The sequence below is a fragment of the Streptococcus xiaochunlingii genome, from assembly GCF_006385805.1.
In the GTDB taxonomy this organism is placed as follows: Bacteria; Bacillota; Bacilli; order Lactobacillales; family Streptococcaceae; genus Streptococcus; species Streptococcus xiaochunlingii.
The window spans coordinates 71256-91967 of record NZ_VFSG01000001.1 but is presented as its reverse complement, the minus strand read 5'-3'; the positions used below and the strand labels follow the sequence as shown (position 1 = coordinate 91967).

Genomic DNA, 20712 nt, shown 5'->3' with positions numbered 1-20712 from the left:
CTAAAAATTCCTTTATTTCATTTGCTTGTCCAGTTCTTCTTCCAATATTCTGTTATAAACTATACTTCCGACACAGGCTTCCCAGTCTAGGTCCTCAACTTCTTCCCTAGAAAAAATCTTAGGTTCCCGCCTACCATCTAGCCAGACCTTCCCAAAGTGAGGACCATTTGGATCTCCCCATTTAAAGGCTAAATCCTTAAAAGGGCTTGGATCAAAATCCGCTTGGTGACCAATTATCTGCCAAGACCATACTGGACTTCGATCAAACAAGGTGTAGGAATCTACAATGATGGGCTTACCCATAAATTGAGCACGACTTAGCTCCTCAACTGTTATAGTAGGACTTGCTTGAAAGATATCGAAAAATTGGATGACATGACCAACATTCACTTTTCCAAGGATTTGACCAAATACAAACATTTCCTCCGAAAATTGATAGCAAAAAATATCACCATTTTTAATAAATCGAAGTTTTGTTCGTGGCTTTTCATTCCACTCTCGAATCTTTATCTGGGGCAATTTTTTCTCCATAATTAATTCCTACTGCTCTTTATTTAAGATATGAAAGAGATCATCTCTTAGAACGATTCCATCATCTTCTATCAAATAGGCCATGTGCTCCCAGAAGGGCAATTCTTGTTCAAGGGACTTTTCCAAGGCAAGTACTTGAGCCTTCAAGTTTGCTGCAATTTCTTCGACTTCATCTTGCTCAATCTCATAAAACTTTGATTTCAAAAGAAAGATGCTTGATAGAAAGAGCGAATAAGAAGAAATAAAAGCTTGCAAGGAAGAATTGACAAAAACTCTTTCTTCTTGAAAAACTTCCCTTCCTTCTTGATTGCAAAGTAAGAAGACTTGCTCCTCTTCTCCTATTACAAAAGCACCTAAAAAACTCTGACCAAAAAGCCTATAACTCTCTTGCTCTCTCCTGAGTTCCACTAGTTCGTTAGCTGCTTTGACAAAAGAAAATCCCATTTTTGGATAATCCTCTAAATATGCCAAAAGGTTGAAACGGACCTCATCCAGACAAAATGGTTTCTCCTCTGTAGATACCACACAAAAACCTTGCTCCTTCACTAATTCATTGATATTGACTGTCATTTCTCTATCCGATCTCCTAGGTTCTTTTCACCCAATTTTTTTAACTTCCAAAGCTTGATAGCCGCATCTTTTCTGAGTCCCATAAAGAGGCTTGCTATGGTTACTGCTTCCTCTTTTTTATAGACTTGAGAACTAATACTGGCCCATCCGTCTTGTAGGCATTCAATTTTTAAATAGAAATCTCGTTCTTGTCCAAGTTTCCCTGTTACATCGTCTATTTCATAAGAAGCGGACAGCAAAGATACTGAGACAAAGTCACCCGGTCTTCGATACATCCGCATAACGGCTTCTTTCTGATTGACAGAGTGGATATCCTCTTTTGTTTCAGCCCTATCACGATCGGATAAAATCACCCACTCCCTATCATCCTCTGATGAATAAAAACGCCATTCTTTCTCAACCATTTCCTGCTCCATCTTCTAGTGCTTCTCTTGTTATCGACTAGACCTAGTTGTAAGCGACTTCCCCTAAACCATATTCTAAAATTTCAAAACTATCGAGGGAGAATTTAAGTCCTCTACCATGCTCCGAGTCCTCTCTTAGTCCAAATTCCAAACCAAAAATTAGGTCTATATCCCTTTGTTCAGACAAGATAAAAATGGATAGGAGTCTGGCGTGCGCTAGTTCTGGAAATTCCTCCTGAATTTTTTCCAAAGCTTTTGGATACCATACTGATGATTGATCCAGTAGATGATCGAGTTTTGCTTTATAAGATGGAGTCAACTCCTCATTGATAACCTCTAAAGAATCACTTAAAGCAAGGCAGACCTTTTCCTTTTCCTCTGGAATTGCTACATACATCTCGTTATGGATATCAAATTTATATTCTCTCATCACTATCTTTCTTCCTTTCGGATGCCATTTATCTAATCTGACTAGCTAATCATCAAATGGCATAAAGCTATCATGTTGCTGATAATAATTTAAAGCCTCGACCAAGTCTTGGGGACTTGCATTTGGTTTTTCCTCAAGTGCGACTGCAAGAACATCAATCAACTGCTCTCCATAGTAGACTAGTTGCAGATCTTGCTCAGCTACATCCGTCGGGTAAACATCAGAGTCTTCCACGACATCCGGATAATCGGATACCCAGTAGAGTCTAGCTAGTTCCAGTTCTCCATCCTCCTTGCCATAGAGGCAAAAATCATCTGAAGATAATTGGTCCGCTATGACCTGCTCGATTATCTGCTCTAGTGAAAGTTCTTGGTGTTTTCGCATCCCTTCTCCTTTTTAATCTCACTCTTCAACAAAAGAGTTCAAAAATTCCTCAAAAGAAGCCCACTGACCGTAGATCTCAGCTGTTTCTTCTAAAACATAGAAATACACCTTGCCATAATCCTCTGCCCTTAGAGTAAGAGCATAGTTACCCGATCCAGGATCATAGGCAAAATGGAGAAGGTCTGTAGCCCTAAATCCCTCAGGCACAGCCTCATCGTCAAACCAGGTAAAAGACTTCTTCATCTCCTCCAGTGAATCAAAGGAATTGAAAGGAAAGAGATGACGGTCATCGTGGATACCCCTTACTTGGGGCTGGCCACCGTTGTACTTGAGATAAAAATCCTTCATGACTTCCGGCAATTTCTTTCCAAGAATCTCCTCAAATTGTAAAAAATCTTCGCTTGAAATAGCTGGATCTGTGTCTGTTAATACTAGCATCCCGTCTCCTTTTGAGTCTCTCTTCCCAAAGGCTTTTTTTATTTGACCTCCATATTACAGGTCCCTTTTAGGCTATCATACCATAAGATTCCCTTTCCATAAAGCTAAAATAGAAAATGAGCCCAGCGGTTCTACTAGACTCATTTTATCCTTGTCTTTTTTGCTTATTTCAGCCCTTACTTCAAACTCCAGCCACCATCAATGGTCAGGATTTGCCCTTGCATAGCAGACGCCTTCCCGCTAGCCAAAAAGAGGCTGACTTCTGCCACTTCTTCTGGCTCTATCCAGCGTTTAATAGGGGTCTCACTAGCCACCCAGTCTGCTAGGCCTCCTGGTTCAAAGTCCGCTGCGGTCATGCCTGTTTTGACAGCTCCCGGCGCGATGCCAAAGACTTGAATACCAGCTTCTGCATAATCCAAGGCCAACTGCTTGGTAAATCCCGCTAGGGCATGCTTGGAGGAGGTATAAGCGTGACCACCGCCTCCCGCTAGGCTAGAAGCAATGGAGCACATATTGATGATGGTCCCTTGCTTCTTCTCCAACATCTGAGTCAGATAATGCCGTGTCAGCTCTACCGGAGTCACATAGTTGATCTCAAAAATCTCCTGAATCTCCTGGGCGCTTTGCTCAAGGAGCGGTTTGTAATCATCTAAAACTCCAGCCGTATTGCACAAGACATCGACCTGGGGACACCAGTCAAAAATCGGCGCCAAATCCAGGGTCAAGTCCCGCTGCAAGAAGTGAAAATCACCCGTCAACTGGGGATCCACTCCCTGGTCCACTCCATAGACCTGGTAGCCCTTTTCTAGAAAGAGGCGAGCTTGAGCCAGACCAATCCCTGAACTCACTCCCGTGATCAATACACGTCTAGTCATGCACTTCTACCCAATCTGTCGCTAAGACATCACAAGGAGTTGGACTCCACATAGAGAAACCTTCGCCCTCACCAGAAACGTTAATGAGGAAATAAGGGGTCACTTCCAGAGCCACTCCATTTTGCTCGATGGTATCAAAGAGTTGGACATAGTTCTCAGCACCACCCCAACCAGTACGTACATATTTCTTTTTTGCCTTTAGTCCAGGCAAGATTTCTTCAAATGTCATGATCTTCTCCTTTGTTTCATACTCCCTTTCATTATAACAAAAATCAAGCTTGCTCGTTGCTTTTCAACAGCAAAAAGGAGGAGCTTCCTCCCCCTTTGCACTCTACTCACCATTTTCTGTCTTGTTCTTTTTCAAAGCGCGTATCGTGAACCAATAGTAAATCATCAATCCTATAACGATGATCACCGTCGGCAAAATGATGGTCATGCTGGAATTCTGAATCCCTTGGGCCAAAGTCCAACGATGCAAGAATCCCACTACTAAGAAGGACAGAATAGGAAAGATGAAGGCACGAGCAAACTCTTCTTTCCACTGCCAGAGGATAAGTCCTGCACTAGCCCCTGTCATGATGAAGGTATCCCATGGACTAGGTACCGTCAACCAACCTAGAGTTGGCAAGAAACGGACCCCTACTATTTCACTGATGAAATAGATCCCAAGGACGAGAACGAATGCCACATAGATTGCTTTTTTTGACTTTTCTTCTGCAAAAATGAGACGACGAAGGAGATAGAATAGCAACCCAACGACTAAAAGTCCTAAAATGCTATCTGTTAAATAGACGAGGGGCTTAAGAACCAGGACCGCTTGCGAAGCAAAATCACTTAAGAGGCGATAAAAAATCACAATTCCCGAGACAATCGCCCCATACTTCAGAACAGACCGCGTGGATTCTTTGGGCATATTCTCGATGATTTGGTCTGCCATTCCCTTTGGATCCTGTCCAAAATAGTCCTTGGCTGTCAATCCATCACCGCTTGCTTGCGAAAAATCTAGCGCTAGATTATAGACCTGCTCTCTTAATGCTTTCTCCTCATATAAGAAGCCGGCAAAATTGAAATAATCCCAGAGATCTTGGAAATAAGCTTGGTCCTCCTGGCTAAAGGTTTGAACCAAAGACTGCGTTTCTTCATAATAAATAGCTGATGTCATGATGTTTCACCCTTTCTTTGGAGACGAAATACAATGAAGGACAAGACTAGTCCTATCAGAGGGAGTAGCCAGCGTAATAAATTAGCAGTTCCTGGATTCACAAAGCGAACACAGCATCCAGTTACAAAGAAAGTCACCCCCATGACCAGTAGGCTAACAGCGAGCCGTCCCTGATTTCTATAGGTCATGATCGTAAATCCAAGAAGAACCAAAAAAGCCAGAACAATCGCCCAACCATCTGGCAAAAGGATACTTCGATTCAGACTCAAATGGTCAGAAAACACGCGCTCTATCCTAGGAGACAGGATCAAACTAATCACACTGATAACAAGAGCCCAAGTCCACTTGATTTCCCCATAGCTCTGCTTGGACCAAAGCCACATCATAAATTGACTGTACACAAAGAAAATGAGTAGATCTAGCAAATATGTTAAGGGAGCAATCACCAGTGGCAGCATCCAGGCAAAATCCATTACAAACCGCATGCCAACGAAAATCGTTCCAAGAATCAAAAATAACCCCACATAAGAACCTAGCCTGCGTCTAGGTAACTCCGAGAGAACTTGGTCCATCATGGCCCTTGGATCCTTTCCGTAGTAGTCCATTGCACCAATCCCGTCTCGCTCAGCAACTTTTAAATCGCAAACCATATTGTAGAGCTGTTCACCCAGTAGCTCATCATCATAAAAATAGGACTTCACTCCAATATAAGCTATCATTTTTTTCATATAGGTTTGATTGTCCTTATTCAGGTGCATCAATTCGGCTGACATTTTTTCTGTATAATCTTCGATCATGCTTCCCCCTCCTTTTTCACGCGTTCTACTTTAATGACCAAATCCTGCCACTGGTTCCAAAATTCCTCTAGGCGCTCTCTTCCTTCCTTGGTTAGAGAGAAATATTTGCGATCAGGTCCATCCGGAGAGGGCCTCATCTCTCCTACGATGACTCCCTGCTTCTCTAGTTTCTGAAGCAAGGGATAAACGGTCCCCGCAACGATCTTATCGAAGCCGGTTTCCTTAAGACTTTGGATCAATTCATAGCCATAAATAGATTTTTTTGAAATAATTTCTAAAACACAACCTTCCAGGACACCCTTGAGCAATTGCGACTCTTTCATCCTGCTCCCCCTTTCTATACCGCATCTTTTTAGCTAGTTTGTTTTACATACTAGTCCTTTCATTATTAGTATACTCCTCCTTAGCTAGTTTGTAAAGCATAATAGTTAAAAATACTGCATGAAACTCGATTAAAACGAACATTATGACTAAATATACAATTATTTTCAAATAAAATTTGCTTTTTATAAAAAAAGGTGTATAATAATACAAAATCTTTATTAAAGGAGATAAGTGATGAAAAAATCTAAACTAGCTTTCCTTGCAGGTGTCACGGTTGCTTCAGCCCTGTTCCTTGCTTCTTGTGGATCATCTACTAACTCATCAAAGGGAACAACCTACAACTACGTGTATGGTACAGACCCTGATTCCTTGAACTATTTGACTTCAAATCGTTCAACTACAAGCGACATTACAACCAACTTGGTCGACGGTTTGTTCGAAAACGACCAATACGGTAACTTGGTCCCTGCTCTAGCAGAAGATTGGTCTGTTTCTAAGGATGGATTGACTTATACTTACAAACTTCGTAAAGATGCAAAATGGTATGACTCAGAAGGGAACAAATATGCAGATGTCACTGCAAATGATTTCGTGACATCTCTGAAATATGTAGCCGATAAAAAATCCGATGCCCTTTACTTGGTTCAAAACTCAGTCAAAGGCTTGGATGATTATGTGAACGGAAAAACCAAAGACTTCTCAACTGTTGGGGTCAAAGCTGTTGATGATCATACTCTTCAATATACTTTGAACCAACCAGAATCTTTCTGGAATTCTAAATTGACCACTTCGACCATGATGCCAGTCAACGAAAAATTCTTGGAATCAGCAGGGAAAGATTTCGGTATCGTGAAACCAAATGGTATCCTCTATAACGGAGCTTATATTTTGAAGTCCTTCACTTCAAAATCACAGATCGAGTTGGAAAAGAACCCTGATTACTACGACAAGAAAAATGTTCACATCGATACGGTTAAATTGACTTACTTCGATGGATCCGACCAAGACTACCTTGCTCGTAACTTCTCAGATGGTAACCTATCTACTGCTCGTCTCTTCCCAACTAGCTCAACCTACAGTACGATTGAGAAGAAATTCAAGGATAACATCGTTTATTCCCCACAAGATTCTACTGTTTACTACGCTTACTTCAACGTCAACCGTCAAAATTACGGCCATACGAAGAAGACATCTGATGAGCAAAAGAACAACACGAAGACAGCTCTTCAAAACAAAAACTTCCGTCAAGCTTTGAACTTTGCTTTAGATAGAACTTCATACAGCGCTCAAGTTAACGGGAAAGACGGAGCATCAAAAACTCTTCGTACCCTTCTAGTTCCACCGACATTTGTGCAAGCGGACGGGAAAGACTTCGGTACTCTCGTTGAAGAAAAACTTGCCGCAACAGGAGATGAGTGGAACGGTGTTAGCTTCGCAGATGCTCAAGATAGCTTGCATAATGCGGATAAAGCCAAAGCAAAACTAGAAAAAGCTAAGGCTGAATTGCAATCACAAGGTGTTCAATTCCCAATCCATATCGACTATGTTGTAGACCAATCTTCTAATGCTCTTGTCCAGCAAGCAGACTCTATGAAGAACTCAATTGAATCAGCCCTTGGTAAAGACAATGTCGTGATCGATGTACAAAAATTGTCAACAGACGATGCAGATAACGCTACTTACTTTGCCCAATCACCAGAACAAAAAGACTTTGATATGGATATCACTGGTTGGGGACCTGACTTCCAAGATCCATCTACTTACTTGGATATCTTAAACCCAACAGATGGTTCAACCTTGACTGGTATGGGACTTGATCCTAAGAAAGACCAAGCGCTCATAGAGAAAATTGGTTTGAACGAATACCAAGCATTGCTCGATGCTGCCAATGATGAAAAATTGGATACTAATGCACGTTATGAAAAATACGCTGCTGCCCAAGCTTGGTTGACAGAAAATGCCATGGTTCTTCCAATCTACTCTAAGGGTGGAGTTCCATCTATCACCAAGGTAACACCATTCTCAGCAGCAAATTCTGCAATTGGTATTAAAGGTGAACCAACCTTCTTCAAATACCAAAAAGTTCAAGACAAGACAGTCACAACTGACGACTACGAAAAAGCTTATAAGAATTGGTTAAAAGAAAAAGAAGAATCAAACAAAAAAGCACAAGAAGAACTTGCAAAACACGTGAAATAATCACGATAAAAACACCGGGGATTACATCCTCGGTGTTTTAAAATGTAGACAAATTGTTTCTTTATATAGAACAAATTAGGAACACATAAATAATTAAGATAATACATCCAATTAGCTCATTCAAGCATACACTGAAACTTTCCGCTGTGAGAAAAGTGCTAGAAACATTCTTGTTTCTAGCACTCGGGAGTTTTGAAACGTTAGGTTCAAAACTAAGTCATGGAACTTCCTAGAAGTTCGCTGATGTCCGTACTCACCTAAAGAAAGTTTCAAGGGGAGCTTTATCTTCACCTATTTTCCTAAGCTTCCATCGTATCAAACGCTATCTCACGACAATCTTCCGATAACTTCTAGAAGTCAGTAGAAAGACGAGAACATAAGAGATGAAAAAGACAGCACAAATGGAAAGAGTTGTTTGAAGGACCAAGCCCGCATTTGTCGCTCCTAGGATGGCAACGATTTTTGCAATCATCTTGTAGGCTACTCCTAGGTACAGGAAGGAGAAGAATAGAGGAAGGAAAAAGACGGTGAGAATCTGTTTGCGAATGGTGGTGCCGGTTTGCTTTTGGTCCAATCCTACTTGTTGCAAGATCACAAAATTATCCCGATCCTCATGCCCCTCTGAAATCTGCTTGTAGTAAATCACGAGAACTGTAGCTAATAGAAAGATCACCGATAGAAAAATCCCGATAAATAGAAGAGTCCCTGCTGTTTCACGCCACTCTTTCTCTATACTGTATCGTTCAAATCCACCAAAAAAGGTCGCACCATATTGACTCATTTTGTCTGTCGAATAAAGGTCTTTGATCAAGCCAGAAATAAAATCTTGGTTATCTTTATTTTTAGCAGTAATAGAGAATTCCAAATTTTTATCAATTTTTAGTCCCAGTTGGTTCAAGTCAGGGAGGACCAGGTACAAGCCCATTTGGTGTTGAAACAGGTCGGATTGAGGGAGTTTCCCTTGGATAAAGTTAGAGTCTAGTTTTTGTTTAATCGTGAAGGTCTTCCCATTGATTTCTAATTGTGCGTCTAATTTTCCAGGATATTGATACCCATAGGCTAGGATTTCATTTTCCCCAAGCTCAACTTTTTGACCGGTCAGTTGCTCATAAGTCGCTTGATCAAAAAAGTAGACTGTTCCTTCTGTCTTCAACTCCTGACCAGTTGATGGAGTGGACTGGTCATTCACCTCTAAGATTCTTCCATCAATCTTTCGAATTTCAGCTGACCAGTATGTTGTCTGTGCCACCTGATAATCTGACAGATGTGTTGCATCGGCTGTTTTCTTAATTTGAGCTTGAACATCCTCGATAACCGGTTCTATCTCAGCATCTGAAGGCATATGCCCCACACTAATCATGTAATCAGAAGGGTAAACAGTATCTAGGTAATTCTGCCCTCCAATAAAGATATTGAGCGACCCGGTTAAGGTGACCAAGACCATGGTGGAAAGAATACTAATGGTCGCGAGGCCCGCTGCATTTTTTCGCATCCGAGCTATTAAGTTAGAGACGGATATAAAATTCTCTGGCTTGTAATAATAGGATTTCCGACCTTTGAGAAATCTTAAGAAGGTAATGGATCCTGCGTTGAATAAGAGATAAGTCGCCAGAATGACCAAAATGACAGCAATAAAGAATCCTTGAACAGCCGCTACCGGACGCTCAACGGTTAGCGCTATATAAAACGCAATTCCTAAGAGCCCAAGTCCTAAAAGAGTTTGGACCAGCAAGAAGCGTCCCTTCTTCTCTCCTGCTTTTTTCTGTTGCATGAGGTGGAGGGAACTGTAGCGCAAGAGGCGGAAAGAATTCAACAAGAGAATGAGGCCAAAAGCTAAGGCTAACCCAAGTAAAGTGTTAAGAACAGCCCCTATCTGGAAGGTTGATTGAATGACGACTGGTAGACCCATACATTTTAGGAGCAAGGCAAAAATCAGGCGATCAAATAAGAGCCCCAAACCCAGTCCTACTCCAACTGTGAGAACATAGAAGAAGAGCAATTCCCATAAGGTCATGATGAGGAGATGCTTCTTCTCCATTCCCAGAACACTGTACAAGCCCAGTTCTTTGGAACGATTTTTCATGACAAAGCCATTGGCATAAGCCACCAAAATGATGACGACCAGCTGGACGACGAAACTACCAAAACCAAGAACAGTTCTCGCCGCCCCCCCTCCGTAAGAATCCTCTAAATGAGGGGTTGATGCCAAAGCGATAAAGCTATAGAGGATCATGGTCGTTAAAATAACAGCCAGGGCAAAGGGGTAATACAGCTTGCGATTTTGTTTGAGGTTAGAAAAGGCTAATTTACTCGATAATTTAAACATCGCTATCCTCCTTACCCGCCATAACCGTCAAGGTATCCGAGATTTCTTGGAACATCTGACGCTCTGTCTTTTCTCCTCGGAAGCTCTGGTTGTAGAGGATCCCATCCTTGATAAAGAGCACCCGCTTGGCCCTCGCTGCGGCTGCAGTTGAGTGGGTTACCATGAGGATAGTTTGGCCCATACTATTGATATCTTCAAAGACATCTAGTAACGCAGCTGAAGACTTGGAATCCAGCGCCCCTGTTGGCTCATCCGCCAGGAGGATTTCAGGTGAAGTAATGATAGCACGCGCTACGGCTACCCTTTGCTTTTGCCCACCAGAGATTTCGTAAGGGTATTTTTCTAAGAGCTGGTGAATGCCCAACTCCCGACTCACGCTCTCCGCCTTACTCATCATTTCCTTGACTGGTCTGCGAGAAAGGACAAGAGGCAAGAGGATATTGTCCTTGACCGATAAGGTATCGAGCAAATTGAAATCTTGAAAGACAAAACCTAATTTTTCCCGACGGAAACTAGAGGCATCCTTGTTCTTGATGGTTGAGGTGTCGGTGCCATTGAGGTAGACTCGCCCTTCGGTCGGCTGGTCCAGCATGGCCAGGATATTGAGAAGGGTCGATTTCCCGGACCCTGATTCCCCCATGATGGCGACGTATTCGCCCTTCTCCACGGTGAAGTGGATATCTTTTAGGGCTTCGACCTGAGTTCCTTGGAAGCGGGTTTTGTAAATTTTTTTCACATGTTGTACATCTAATAAGGCCATTTTCATTCTCCATTTCCATCTAGTTATATGATTGATATCCATAAAACTTTTTACACCTCTATTGTGACCATTTGGGGAGAGATCTACAATAAGCTAACCTTTCATTTTTACCCTGATTTCTTACATTTCTGTAAGGTATTAAAAAACTAGCTTCCTTGCGGGAACTAGTTCCTTCTTATAAGGCTGTGATGGCTGTGATCAACCCAAAGATGATCCCTGGTGCATTGGCTGCAGCAAGTGGGATATCGCGTTCTTTTTTAAAGAGTCCGTAGTAGACCCAAAGGCTACAGTTGATAGCTGCGACAAGGGGTTGTACAAAGTTTCCTTTGTGACCAGCGAGATTATCCATAATTTGAGGAAAGTAAGACACGTACATCATCACAGACATAAAGGTCGCAACCCAACCAAGAATTTTCATTTGTTTTTCATTCATTTTTATGACACCTTTCATTTTTAAAGTACGCACTATTCTAACGCTTGCCCTCTTAAAATTCAAGTACTTTTTTCAAATGTTACTAAACTGTAAAGTGTCACAATCTTGTGATTTTGCAGGAAGATGGATTTCTTTTCGAGTGAATTTTCTCTCTAGTTGCCATTTTTTGACACTTTGTCTAATTCTTTTGCAAATGTGATCGTTTTCATTTTGCGTAGCATGCAAATTAATTGCATTTTCTTCCTACTTATGCTATTTTGATACACAGAGGTAAAATTTTATGAATAAACAAAAAATCAACCAAATCGTTGGCTCGATCGGTGCCTTTATTGGGATTATCGTTTTCATTGCCTACATCCCACAAATTATTGCTAATTTACAGGGAAATAAGGCCCAACCTTTCCAACCCTTGTCAGCTGCTATTTCTTGCTTGATCTGGGTCATTTATGGTTGGACAAAGGAACCTAAAAAAGACTGGATTTTGATCATTCCGAATTCGGCAGGTGTCATCCTAGGGGGATTGACTTTCCTTACATCACTTTAATAGAAAGTGAACAAAGACTGAACTCTACGGGTTCAGTCTTTTTTGTGTATCCCTTTGAAAAACAAAAACAATCGCAGTCGGTTTTCGTACAAAAAAGCCCGCTATGAGCAAGCTAAAAAAATTGACAATTCTTTTCTTTGAATAACCTATGCTGGATTATTGTGCAAAAATATCCAAATAATATCTGATTATTATTAGAGTATATTGAAACTTTCCGCTGTGAGAAAAGTGCCTGAAATAATTATGTTTCAGGCACTCGGAATTATTGAGACCTTAGGCTCAATAATTAGTCATGGAACTTCTTCGAAGTTCGCTGACGTCCGTACTCACCTAAGGAAAGTTTCTAATTTAATTTGAGTTTCTTTTCCTAAATCTGCACAATCTTGCGATAACTCCGAGAGGTGATCCAAAAGACAACCAGGTAGGTGATGAGAAAGACAGCACAGACACTGAGGGTCACGATGAGGACTTGGCCACTATTAATGACGCCAAGGGCTTTGAGTATCAGGCGGATCATATGGTAGGCAAAGGCCAGGTGGACAAAGGCAAAGATAAGGGGAAGGAAGAAGACGGTCCGCACTTGACGGTTGATGGTCCGTTTGACTTCATCTTCATCAAGTCCCACCTGTTGGAGGATAACGAAGCGGTCACGGTCTTCATAGCCTTCTGAGATTTGCTTGTAGTAGATGACGATGACTGTTCCGACCATAAAGATCAATGACAAGAAAATTCCGATAAAGAAGATGCCACCAAAGAGGCTATTCATTTCTCTCACATTATATGCTCGATTGCCTCCATAGACAAAAGTTCCTTGTCCCTGTTGGCTACTCAGTTCATCGATCATCTTGTCATAACTAGCTGCCAGCTTGAGTTGCTGGTCTTCGTCAACATTGACATTGAAACCACCATAGATTTGAGTAACGACAGCAAGGTTCGGAAACTGAGCGACAAAGGCTGAAAGGTCAGGCACGATCAGGTAATTGAAATCCTCTGTCAGCATATTGAAGATATTTGGAACATGATCTGTGATAAAATCCTTGGTCACTTCTTCCTTGACTTGGAAGTCTTGCCCATTGATGGTAAACTGCTTTTGCCCTGTGAGAGCCTTATTGTGGGCAAAGAGGATGACTTGGTTGCCGGTCAGATCGACGTGTTCTCCTGTCATCTGCTCATAGCTAGCTGCATCAAAGACCAGAAAGACTGTTCTCGGTCTGACATCGTGTTCATCATCAGGATAGACCGTGAAGTCTGTGCCCTTTTGTGATTCGACCCCAAAGGTGGCATAGTTCATCAGGTCACGATTTTTGATCTCAAGCTGGTGCTCAGATGCAAATTCATCAAATTTTTGATTGATTAGCTCCAAATCCACGCCTTTTCCTTGAATGGAGAAATCATGTGGATTCATGATTTTCTTGATCATTTCACCACCGATATAGATGTTGGTTGCAGAGGAGATGGTCACCAATACCATGGTTGAGAGGATGGCTATGGTCGCAAGGCCCACTGCATTTTTCTTCATGCGATAGATGAGGTTAGAGACCGAAATCATGTTGTTGGGTTGGTAATAATACCCCTTCTTTTTCTTAAGCAGGTGCAAGAAGACGGTGATCCCAGCATTAAAGAGTAAGTAGGTCCCAATCATAACCAAGACAACTGCTAGAAAGAAGGTTACAATCGCAAACATGGGGTCTTTGACTGATAGCGCTAGGTAGTAGCCAAAACCGAGAGAGGCTAGGCCCAGGATGGTTTGGGGCCACAAGAAGCGAGCTTTCTTTTCACCACTCGCTTTCTCACGCGTCAACTGCAGGGCATTCAAACGAAGAATTCGCCAAGCATTGAGAAAAACTAGGAGGCCAAAGATGAGACCAAAGGTGACAAAGACCAAGATGACAATCCCAGGTTGGAAGGTGGATACTAGCTGGACCTTCATCTTCATGAGTTTCAAAAGAAAGGCAAAGATCAGCTTGTCAAAGAGGGCTCCAATCAAGACACCGCTTGAGATAGTCAAAAAGCCAAACATCAAGAGCTCCTTGAAGATCATACTGATGAGATGGCGTTTCTCAAGGCCCAGCATGCTGTAGATTCCCAGCTCCTTGGAGCGGTTTTTCATGACGAAGCTATTGGCATAGAGCACGATGATAGCTCCCGCGGCATTGACCACGAACAGTCCCAATCCAAGGGTGAAGAGTATGGGAGATCCCCCTCGAAGCTCCTGAATGTGGGGATTAAAGGTCAGGGAGTCAAAGAGGTAGGCGATGGTCACTGCTAGAATGACCGCAATCGCAAAGGGATAATAGAGCTTGCGGTTCTTGATCAGATTGGAGCAAGCTAATTTAGTGGTTAACCGAAACATCTACCCCACCTCACTTGCCATAACCGTCAAAGTATCCGAGATTTCTTGGAACATCTGACGTTCTGTTTTTTCCCCGCGGAAGATCTGGTTGTAGAGAATTCCATCCTTGATAAAAAGCACGCGCTTGGCCCGAGCTGCCGCTGCGGTTGAGTGGGTCACCATGAGAATGGTTTGCCCCATGGTGTTGATATCTTCAAAGACATCTAGCAAAGCAGCCGAAGACTTGGAATCCAGCGCCCCTGTTGGCTCATCAGCAAGGAGGATTTCAGGTGAGGTGATGATGGCCCGTGCTACAGCCACCCGTTGTTTTTGACCACCAGAGATTTCGTAAGGGTATTTTTCAAGCAGTTGGTGAATACCCAACTCCCGACTGATGCTATCGACCTTACTCATCATTTCTTTGACCGATCTACGAGAAAGCACCAAGGGCAGGAGGATATTGTCCTTGACAGACAAGGTATCGAGCAGGTTAAAATCTTGAAAGACAAAGCCTAGTTTTTCCCGACGGAAACTGGAGGCATCCTTGTTCTTGATGGTTGAAGTGTCCGTGCCATTGAGGTAGACCCGCCCTTCCGTCGGCTGGTCCAGCATGGCTAAGATATTGAGGAGGGTCGATTTCCCAGATCCTGATTCCCCCATAATAGCGACATACTCCCCTTTTTCCACGATGAAGTGAATATCCTTTAGGGCTTCGACCTGCGTCCCTTGAAAGCGGGTTTTGTAGATTTTTTTGATATGTTGAACGTCTAGTAATGACATATTTTTCTCCTTATACTAGTAGATCAAGAAAAATTCTTGGGTTTGTTGTAGGACTTGGCGACCAAATTCCACCTTTTCCAAATCGGTTTTCTTATTTGGTTTCTTAATCTTTTTGGGTTCTTTCATCCATTTCAAGAGTTTCATTTTCTTGACCTCCTTCATTTGATGAGACTATTGTATAAAAAATAAAAGGTGGTCACCATAACCTAACCTTTCATTTTTAAAATTAAATCTTACATTTTTGTCATTTTCAAATAAAAGAGAAGCTTAGGGAGAGAATCATTAGTACCGACGAATTCCCCTAATCCATGACCAACTTCTTCTCTTCAAAACGTATAGCAACAGTCGTCCCTTGGCCGACTTGAGACGTCATCTGGAGTTGGTGCCCTAGCTGATCGGCAATCTTTTTAGACAGATAGAGGCCTAGTCCCGAAGATTGCTGGGTCAAATGCCCATTGTAGCCGGAGAATCCCCGCTCAAAGACACGGAGTATATCGCTATCCTTAATTCCAATCCCACTATCTTTCATAAAAAGGGTCTGGTCTTTGAAATAAATCTCAATCCCGCCAGTGCTGGTATACTTAAGGCTATTAGACAGCAATTGCTCGATGATGACCAAGAGCCACTTGCGATCGGTAATGACGGCGACATCTAAGTCATGCAGATCCACCGTCAAGCCCTTTTGAATAAAGAAGATGGCATACTTTCGCACGACTTCTTTGACCAGCTCTTCGAGTGGAACACGCTTAAGAACCAAATCATCGTGAAAGCTTTCGAGTCTCAGATACTGGAGGACCACATTGGCATAGGAATCAATCTTAAAGAGCTCCTGCTCCATTTGTTGTCTCAGGTCGCTGTCTTCTATATTTTTAACTAAGAGTTGGCTGGCCGCAATGGGCGTCTTAATCTGGTGGACCCAGAGGGTATAGTAATCCATCAGGTCATTGTAGGTCTCTAGACTCACCGTTGTCTGCTCACGTTGGGCTTGCTGACTGGTTGCTAGTTTCTGACTCAAGACCAGTTCTAGAGGGGTCTCAGGTAGTCCCTCCCCATAGAGCACTTCCTTCCGACAGGCCTGATACCCAGCCACAGCATCCCAAATGACCAGAAGAAGACTCAAAAAAGCCAAAATTCCTGTCAGGTAAAGGAGAAAATTGCGGTAGCCTTCGAATATATAGGCAAACAAGACCAGGGATGAAAGGAGTAAACCAATCAAATAGAGATAGCGGCGATGAGAAATCAGATAGTGTTTGACAAATAAGAATTGATTATCCATTGCTCAACCCATATCCTATCCCTTTTTTCGTTTCGATAAAATGTTCCAGTCCTGCTTCTTCGAGTTTCTTCCGAAGCCGAGCTACATTGACCGAGAGGGTGTTGTCATCAATAAAGAAATCACTGTTCCACAATTCCTTCATTAAATCATCCCGAGCCACTACACTTCCAGCTTTTTCAAAAAGGATGCGAAGAATTTGAAATTCATTTTTGGTCAAATTAACCACCTCTCCCTCGTAGACCAGATCCATGGATTTGAGATTGAGGATAGCGCCCCGGTGTTCTAACAAATCTTGATCAGTTCCAAACTCATAAGAGCGGCGAAGGAGACCCTGAATTTTTGCCAGAAGGACATTGGGATCAAATGGCTTGGTCACATAGTCATCTCCTCCCATATTGATAGCCATAACGATGTCCATAGCTTGATCTCGTGAGGATAAAAACATGATAGGGACCTTAGACACCTTACGAATCTCCTGGCACCAATGGTAGCCATTATAAAGAGGAAGGCCAATATCCATCAGAATCAGATGAGGATTGGTCTGGACGAAGGTCCCCAATACATCCATAAAGTCATCAACTGCAATAACTTCAAAGCCCCACTGCTCCATGATTATCTTCACCTGTTGGCGAATGGTTTGGTCATCTTCGACAAGAAGAATTTTATGCATGCTCTTTCCTGCTCTTTCTTACTAGAGTATTACCCTTTCATTATATCAAATTATCCAAGGAGCATACATATTTTTCGCCATCTCAAGTTACAGGTAACTCCTTTCGTCAATTTCCTATTTTTACTGAGGGGCTTTTCAGGTATTTTATGCTATACTGAACATACAGATACAAAGGAGAATCTCATGTCCACGATTTTTGATTATCTAGACTATGTCGCCTATGATTCCATCTACGATCGCCCTTTTAAGGAACTCGATGTCCTGGCACTGACAGAGCTGACCTATCTTCCTTTTGATCGGATCGTGCCCCAAGGGGATACGACAAATATTGAAGTCCGCTTATCTGATGCAGCAGAGCTAGTCGATCGAACCACAGATTTCATCGTGACAGACCAACACCTGCAAATAGTCGATGTCCTAGCTACATCCAAACGCTTTAAGAATGTCAAACTTCTTAACTATGTCGACGAATATGACCCCGATGTTCAGAAGCAGTTTGCGGCGATGACTTATCGTCTTACCATGGATGTTTATTTAGTTGTCTTCAGAGGGACGGATGATACCTTGATCGGTTGGAAGGAAGACTTCCACATGACCTACATGGACCATGTCCCAGCTCAGAGACGTGCAACTAGCTACCTACAACATGTCATGAAGGAGTTCCCAAAAGGACACTTCATAGTAGCCGGACACTCCAAAGGGGGCAATCTCGCAACCTACGCCTGCTCCTACCTTCCTGATCATCTGATTGAACGGGTCGACGCCATCTACTGTTACGACGCTCCTGGCCTCAACAAGGCCATTATCGAAACGGAGGGCTATCAACGAATCGCGCACCTCGTTCACCGCTTTGTCCCGCAAGGGTCCATCGTTGGGATGATGCTGGAAGTTCCTGAGCCTGCTACGATTGTCAAAAGCCGAGCTTTTGGTGGCTTTGCCCAGCATGACGCCTTTACATGGATGACTGAGAAAGATAAATTTGTAACCCTAGATCAAACCAGTCCTGATAGCCAGCAAACCGACGAGACTCTGAAGCAATGGGTTCGCGAAACATCGGCGGATGAGCGCAAGAAGTTCTTTGATACCTTTTTTGGCATTTTTCTAGACGCCGGCATCACTTCGATTAATGATTTGATGAACTTGAAAAATTTCTCCAAGATCAAAGAAATCTTTCAAAATGCTCAGGACCTAGATCCAACAGAAAGAGAAATGCTGGAACGTCTAGCCAAGCAACTCATCGACACCCGTGTCCAAGCTTGGAAAAAATGGCAAACAGTTCCCCGGATCCTGCTTCAAATGACTGCATTTTTCAAGCGAAAAAAAGCAATCGAGTCCTCCTCACCTCTGCTTCTTGAGCACAAAGATTGACAATTTTAACTCTATTTTATAAAATGTAACAATATCGTTTACATCCAATGGTGTAAACGAATTTTTTTATAGAAAGAGAATTCATTAAAGCAAAACAAAACCCAGGAAATCACATTTCCTGGGTTTTTCGCTTCTTATTGACGATAGAAGTATTGATCTGCTGGATAGTTCCCAGCTGATTGGGTAACAACCAAGCGAGGTTTGCTCTTATCTGACTGGTCTCCATCAGGATTTTCAAAACCAATCTTAAAGAGGCCAACTGCCACTCCTGTTTCTCCCACACGTAGATCTACATAAGGGACTTTACTTGTTTTATCAGAGTTTGGCACTGCTTTTAATCTTCCTTGGCCTTTCACAGTTCCATCTTCTTGGATGACCATCTCTTGGCCTTTGGCATTGCGCCATGTCCCTGCCAGGCTTGAAAAATCTCCATTATTGATAGCCGCAATATCGAGGTCTACTTCCTTCTTAGGCGCTGGGTAAGCTTCCCACCATTTGTCCTGGTAGGCTTGGAAGGAGGCTTGATGGTAGAAGATACGTCTCAAAGGCGACACGACACCATCAGGACCTTGAACATTTTCAGGAATCAAGGTGACAATCAATTCTTGACCAGGACTTGCTCCAGTTGTTCCAGCTTGAACAAAGTAAACCTGATAGGTCGCGCCTGCTTTCTTAGGTTTCTTATCTTTATTGAGGACAAATTGGACATTGGTGGCTCCACTCCAGAAGCTCCATCCATTGTCCTGATCAGAGTAGATAGAAGGAAAGACAGTAGTCCGGTGATTGTAGTAATCTTCTGGACTATAACCATACAGCTTAAAGCCGGAATCCGCAATCTGCTTTTCAATAGATTCATTGGAATAGCTTCCCGCGAAGGTTGTCAAATCCCCATCCAATACCGCATCATCTGGATTCGTCGATTTGAAGAAATCCTTCCGATTGGCAAAGACCATCTCATGATCGGGGTCTTTATCTGACATGGTTACCGTAATAAGGGGGTCTTTATCTGTTTTGTATTTAAAGATACGCACAGTGATGGTGAAATCCTTATTTCCATCTGACTTTTTCATCTGACTAGTAGAAACCTTATTGGCTCCTTCTACTTTGAAATCCGTTGAGAAAGTTGCTGATACAGGACCATCTTCTGTCTCGTAATCAATCTTCCAAGATTTCCCATCTTTTTGAATCTTGGCCTTATCACGCGCACTTGAGACATATTCACCAGATAGATCGATGGCTTTTTCCTTAGAAGAAGACGAGGTCTTCGAGGTCTGATTGAACTCTTTTTGATGATCCGGTTGAATATTGGAGCTAGAGTAGAGATAAACTCCCCCGATTAGAACCACTGCACTCGCAAAAGCGATGATCATCCAAAGATATTTCTTATCTAATTTTTTGATCATTTCAATACCTCCTTGAAATGGTAGTTACCTAATAGTATACCTTAAATTCTATTTAAAGCAAATTTTGACTGAATTTCATAAACTTTTTATCGTTTTTCGATACTTTTTTATTGACTTATTTTTTATAAGGAGTATACTATAAGTGAAAAATAAAAAACTTTAAGGAGGCTTGCGATGAAAAACTCAAAAACCTTAAAAAATGTCATTGAAGTCTTAACGGCTTTCATTTACTTCTGTGGCTTTATGACCCTGGCTGCACTGGTCATCCACCTGCTTTCTCGGATGGGAGTGTTTAAGGATCTCATTCAATCTGGACGCTTGTCCTTTGAGGTAAATGGCATCCAGCTCTTCCCCAAACATCTGCAACCCCTCTGGCAGTTGCTCTTCCCACTAGCCTCAAGCGCTATTTATATTTTTCTTCTCCTCACTATTCGCAGCTTCCTCCAAAATCTCTACCAAGAAAAGATCTTCTCTCACTCCAACATTGATCTTTGCAACCGAGCTTGGAAGATCCTCTTGGTCTTGTCCTTTATGTCTGGTACACTTGAGACCAATGGCGATGCTTATCTCCTTCCCTTTACCTTCCAATTGACCTTTAACACGGGACTTCTCCTTGCTGTCCCAATTGTCTGGGTCCTTGGCAAGATTTTAGAGAGAGGGATTGAGATTGCTGAAGAAAATGAGCTAACCATTTAAGGAGGGTGCC

General features: G+C 42.4%; 24 protein-coding genes. 4 read left to right on the top strand and 20 right to left on the bottom strand.

The genetic code is table 11. The features are described from left to right. Nucleotides 1–12: 12 nt before the first annotated feature. From FJR71_RS00525 to FJR71_RS00475, 11 genes are all read right to left on the bottom strand, one after another. Nucleotides 13–531 carry an Imm26 family immunity protein gene (locus FJR71_RS00525; RefSeq protein ID WP_246040080.1) on the bottom strand — a complete coding sequence of 173 codons (519 nt, stop codon included), beginning with the start codon at nucleotides 529–531 and terminating at the stop codon, nucleotides 13–15. Between the two features lie 9 nt (nucleotides 532–540). Then, nucleotides 541–1101: an immunity protein gene (locus FJR71_RS00520; protein WP_140813822.1), complete on the bottom strand. Its 561-nt coding sequence runs from the start codon at nucleotides 1099–1101 to the stop codon at nucleotides 541–543. Further along, on the bottom strand, nucleotides 1098–1505 hold the full coding sequence (locus FJR71_RS00515; protein WP_140813821.1) for a hypothetical protein: 408 nt from the start codon (nucleotides 1503–1505) through the stop codon (nucleotides 1098–1100). Before FJR71_RS00515 ends, FJR71_RS00520 begins: the two co-directional genes overlap by 4 nt. Nucleotides 1506–1548: 43 nt before the next feature. Continuing rightward, nucleotides 1549–1935, bottom strand: a complete 387-nt coding sequence (locus tag FJR71_RS00510) for a hypothetical protein (RefSeq protein ID WP_140813820.1) — start codon at nucleotides 1933–1935, stop codon at nucleotides 1549–1551. Nucleotides 1936–1980: 45 nt separating this feature from the next. Then, on the bottom strand, nucleotides 1981–2319 hold the full coding sequence (locus FJR71_RS00505; protein ID WP_140813819.1) for a DUF7716 domain-containing protein: 339 nt from the start codon (nucleotides 2317–2319) through the stop codon (nucleotides 1981–1983). A gap of 18 nt (nucleotides 2320–2337) precedes the next feature. After that, nucleotides 2338–2757 (bottom strand): SMI1/KNR4 family protein, encoded by a 420-nt coding sequence (locus FJR71_RS00500; RefSeq protein WP_140813818.1) that lies wholly within the window; start codon nucleotides 2755–2757, stop codon nucleotides 2338–2340. A gap of 176 nt (nucleotides 2758–2933) precedes the next feature. Further along, nucleotides 2934–3632 carry a 3-oxoacyl-ACP reductase gene (locus tag FJR71_RS00495; RefSeq protein ID WP_140813817.1) on the bottom strand — a complete coding sequence of 233 codons (699 nt, stop codon included), beginning with the start codon at nucleotides 3630–3632 and terminating at the stop codon, nucleotides 2934–2936. Continuing rightward, nucleotides 3625–3861 carry a DUF2829 domain-containing protein gene (locus FJR71_RS00490; RefSeq protein WP_000141913.1) on the bottom strand — a complete coding sequence of 79 codons (237 nt, stop codon included), beginning with the start codon at nucleotides 3859–3861 and terminating at the stop codon, nucleotides 3625–3627. The genes FJR71_RS00495 and FJR71_RS00490 overlap by 8 nt, the downstream gene beginning before the upstream one ends. Nucleotides 3862–3963: 102 nt before the next feature. Beyond that, nucleotides 3964–4794 carry a hypothetical protein gene (locus tag FJR71_RS00485; protein ID WP_140813816.1) on the bottom strand — a complete coding sequence of 277 codons (831 nt, stop codon included), beginning with the start codon at nucleotides 4792–4794 and terminating at the stop codon, nucleotides 3964–3966. After that, nucleotides 4791–5591 (bottom strand): hypothetical protein, encoded by an 801-nt coding sequence (locus tag FJR71_RS00480; protein WP_140813815.1) that lies wholly within the window; start codon nucleotides 5589–5591, stop codon nucleotides 4791–4793. The genes FJR71_RS00485 and FJR71_RS00480 overlap by 4 nt, the downstream gene beginning before the upstream one ends. Continuing rightward, nucleotides 5588–5914: a PadR family transcriptional regulator gene (locus FJR71_RS00475; RefSeq protein ID WP_120702278.1), complete on the bottom strand. Its 327-nt coding sequence runs from the start codon at nucleotides 5912–5914 to the stop codon at nucleotides 5588–5590. The genes FJR71_RS00480 and FJR71_RS00475 overlap by 4 nt, the downstream gene beginning before the upstream one ends. Before the next feature lie 235 nt (nucleotides 5915–6149). Between FJR71_RS00475 and FJR71_RS00470 the strand changes: the two genes are divergently transcribed. Continuing rightward, nucleotides 6150–8114: a peptide ABC transporter substrate-binding protein gene (locus tag FJR71_RS00470; RefSeq protein WP_140813814.1), complete on the top strand. Its 1965-nt coding sequence runs from the start codon at nucleotides 6150–6152 to the stop codon at nucleotides 8112–8114. A 322-nt stretch (nucleotides 8115–8436) separates the two neighbouring features. Here the strand turns inward: FJR71_RS00470 and FJR71_RS00465 are convergent, their stop codons facing one another. The 3 genes from FJR71_RS00465 to FJR71_RS00455 form a co-directional block, all read right to left on the bottom strand. Then, nucleotides 8437–10440, bottom strand: coding sequence for an FtsX-like permease family protein (locus FJR71_RS00465; RefSeq protein WP_140813813.1), 2004 nt, complete (start codon nucleotides 10438–10440; stop codon nucleotides 8437–8439). Continuing rightward, nucleotides 10433–11200, bottom strand: coding sequence for an ABC transporter ATP-binding protein (locus FJR71_RS00460; protein ID WP_140813812.1), 768 nt, complete (start codon nucleotides 11198–11200; stop codon nucleotides 10433–10435). The genes FJR71_RS00465 and FJR71_RS00460 overlap by 8 nt, the downstream gene beginning before the upstream one ends. A 175-nt stretch (nucleotides 11201–11375) precedes the next feature. Then, nucleotides 11376–11633 (bottom strand): SemiSWEET family transporter, encoded by a 258-nt coding sequence (locus tag FJR71_RS00455; protein ID WP_003006102.1) that lies wholly within the window; start codon nucleotides 11631–11633, stop codon nucleotides 11376–11378. Nucleotides 11634–11913: 280 nt separating this feature from the next. Between FJR71_RS00455 and FJR71_RS00450 the strand changes: the two genes are divergently transcribed. After that, nucleotides 11914–12177, top strand: a complete 264-nt coding sequence (locus FJR71_RS00450) for a SemiSWEET family transporter (protein ID WP_003012241.1) — start codon at nucleotides 11914–11916, stop codon at nucleotides 12175–12177. Nucleotides 12178–12544: 367 nt separating this feature from the next. On the opposite strand, the gene FJR71_RS00445 is transcribed toward FJR71_RS00450, so the two are convergent. The 5 genes from FJR71_RS00445 to FJR71_RS00430 form a co-directional block, all read right to left on the bottom strand. Further along, nucleotides 12545–14530 (bottom strand): FtsX-like permease family protein, encoded by a 1986-nt coding sequence (locus FJR71_RS00445; protein WP_140813811.1) that lies wholly within the window; start codon nucleotides 14528–14530, stop codon nucleotides 12545–12547. Further along, entirely contained in the window at nucleotides 14531–15289 is a 759-nt protein-coding gene (locus tag FJR71_RS00440; RefSeq protein ID WP_140813810.1) for an ABC transporter ATP-binding protein, read from the bottom strand. It lies immediately after the preceding gene. A gap of 15 nt (nucleotides 15290–15304) precedes the next feature. After that, entirely contained in the window at nucleotides 15305–15433 is a 129-nt protein-coding gene (locus FJR71_RS10155; protein WP_257721762.1) for a hypothetical protein, read from the bottom strand. 157 nt (nucleotides 15434–15590) lie between these two features. After that, nucleotides 15591–16565, bottom strand: coding sequence for a sensor histidine kinase (locus FJR71_RS00435; protein WP_140813809.1), 975 nt, complete (start codon nucleotides 16563–16565; stop codon nucleotides 15591–15593). After that, nucleotides 16558–17235, bottom strand: coding sequence for a response regulator transcription factor (locus FJR71_RS00430; RefSeq protein WP_129268664.1), 678 nt, complete (start codon nucleotides 17233–17235; stop codon nucleotides 16558–16560). Before FJR71_RS00430 ends, FJR71_RS00435 begins: the two co-directional genes overlap by 8 nt. Nucleotides 17236–17418: 183 nt before the next feature. Here FJR71_RS00430 and FJR71_RS00425 point away from each other — a divergent pair, with 183 nt between their 5' ends. Then, on the top strand, nucleotides 17419–18603 hold the full coding sequence (locus FJR71_RS00425) for a DUF2974 domain-containing protein (RefSeq protein ID WP_140813808.1): 1185 nt from the start codon (nucleotides 17419–17421) through the stop codon (nucleotides 18601–18603). Between the two features lie 134 nt (nucleotides 18604–18737). On the opposite strand, the gene FJR71_RS00420 is transcribed toward FJR71_RS00425, so the two are convergent. Then, nucleotides 18738–20006, bottom strand: a complete 1269-nt coding sequence (locus FJR71_RS00420) for a DUF6287 domain-containing protein (RefSeq protein ID WP_140813807.1) — start codon at nucleotides 20004–20006, stop codon at nucleotides 18738–18740. Nucleotides 20007–20180: 174 nt separating this feature from the next. Between FJR71_RS00420 and FJR71_RS00415 the strand changes: the two genes are divergently transcribed. Further along, nucleotides 20181–20702: a DUF2975 domain-containing protein gene (locus FJR71_RS00415; RefSeq protein WP_129268658.1), complete on the top strand. Its 522-nt coding sequence runs from the start codon at nucleotides 20181–20183 to the stop codon at nucleotides 20700–20702. Nucleotides 20703–20712: the final 10 nt, after the last annotated feature.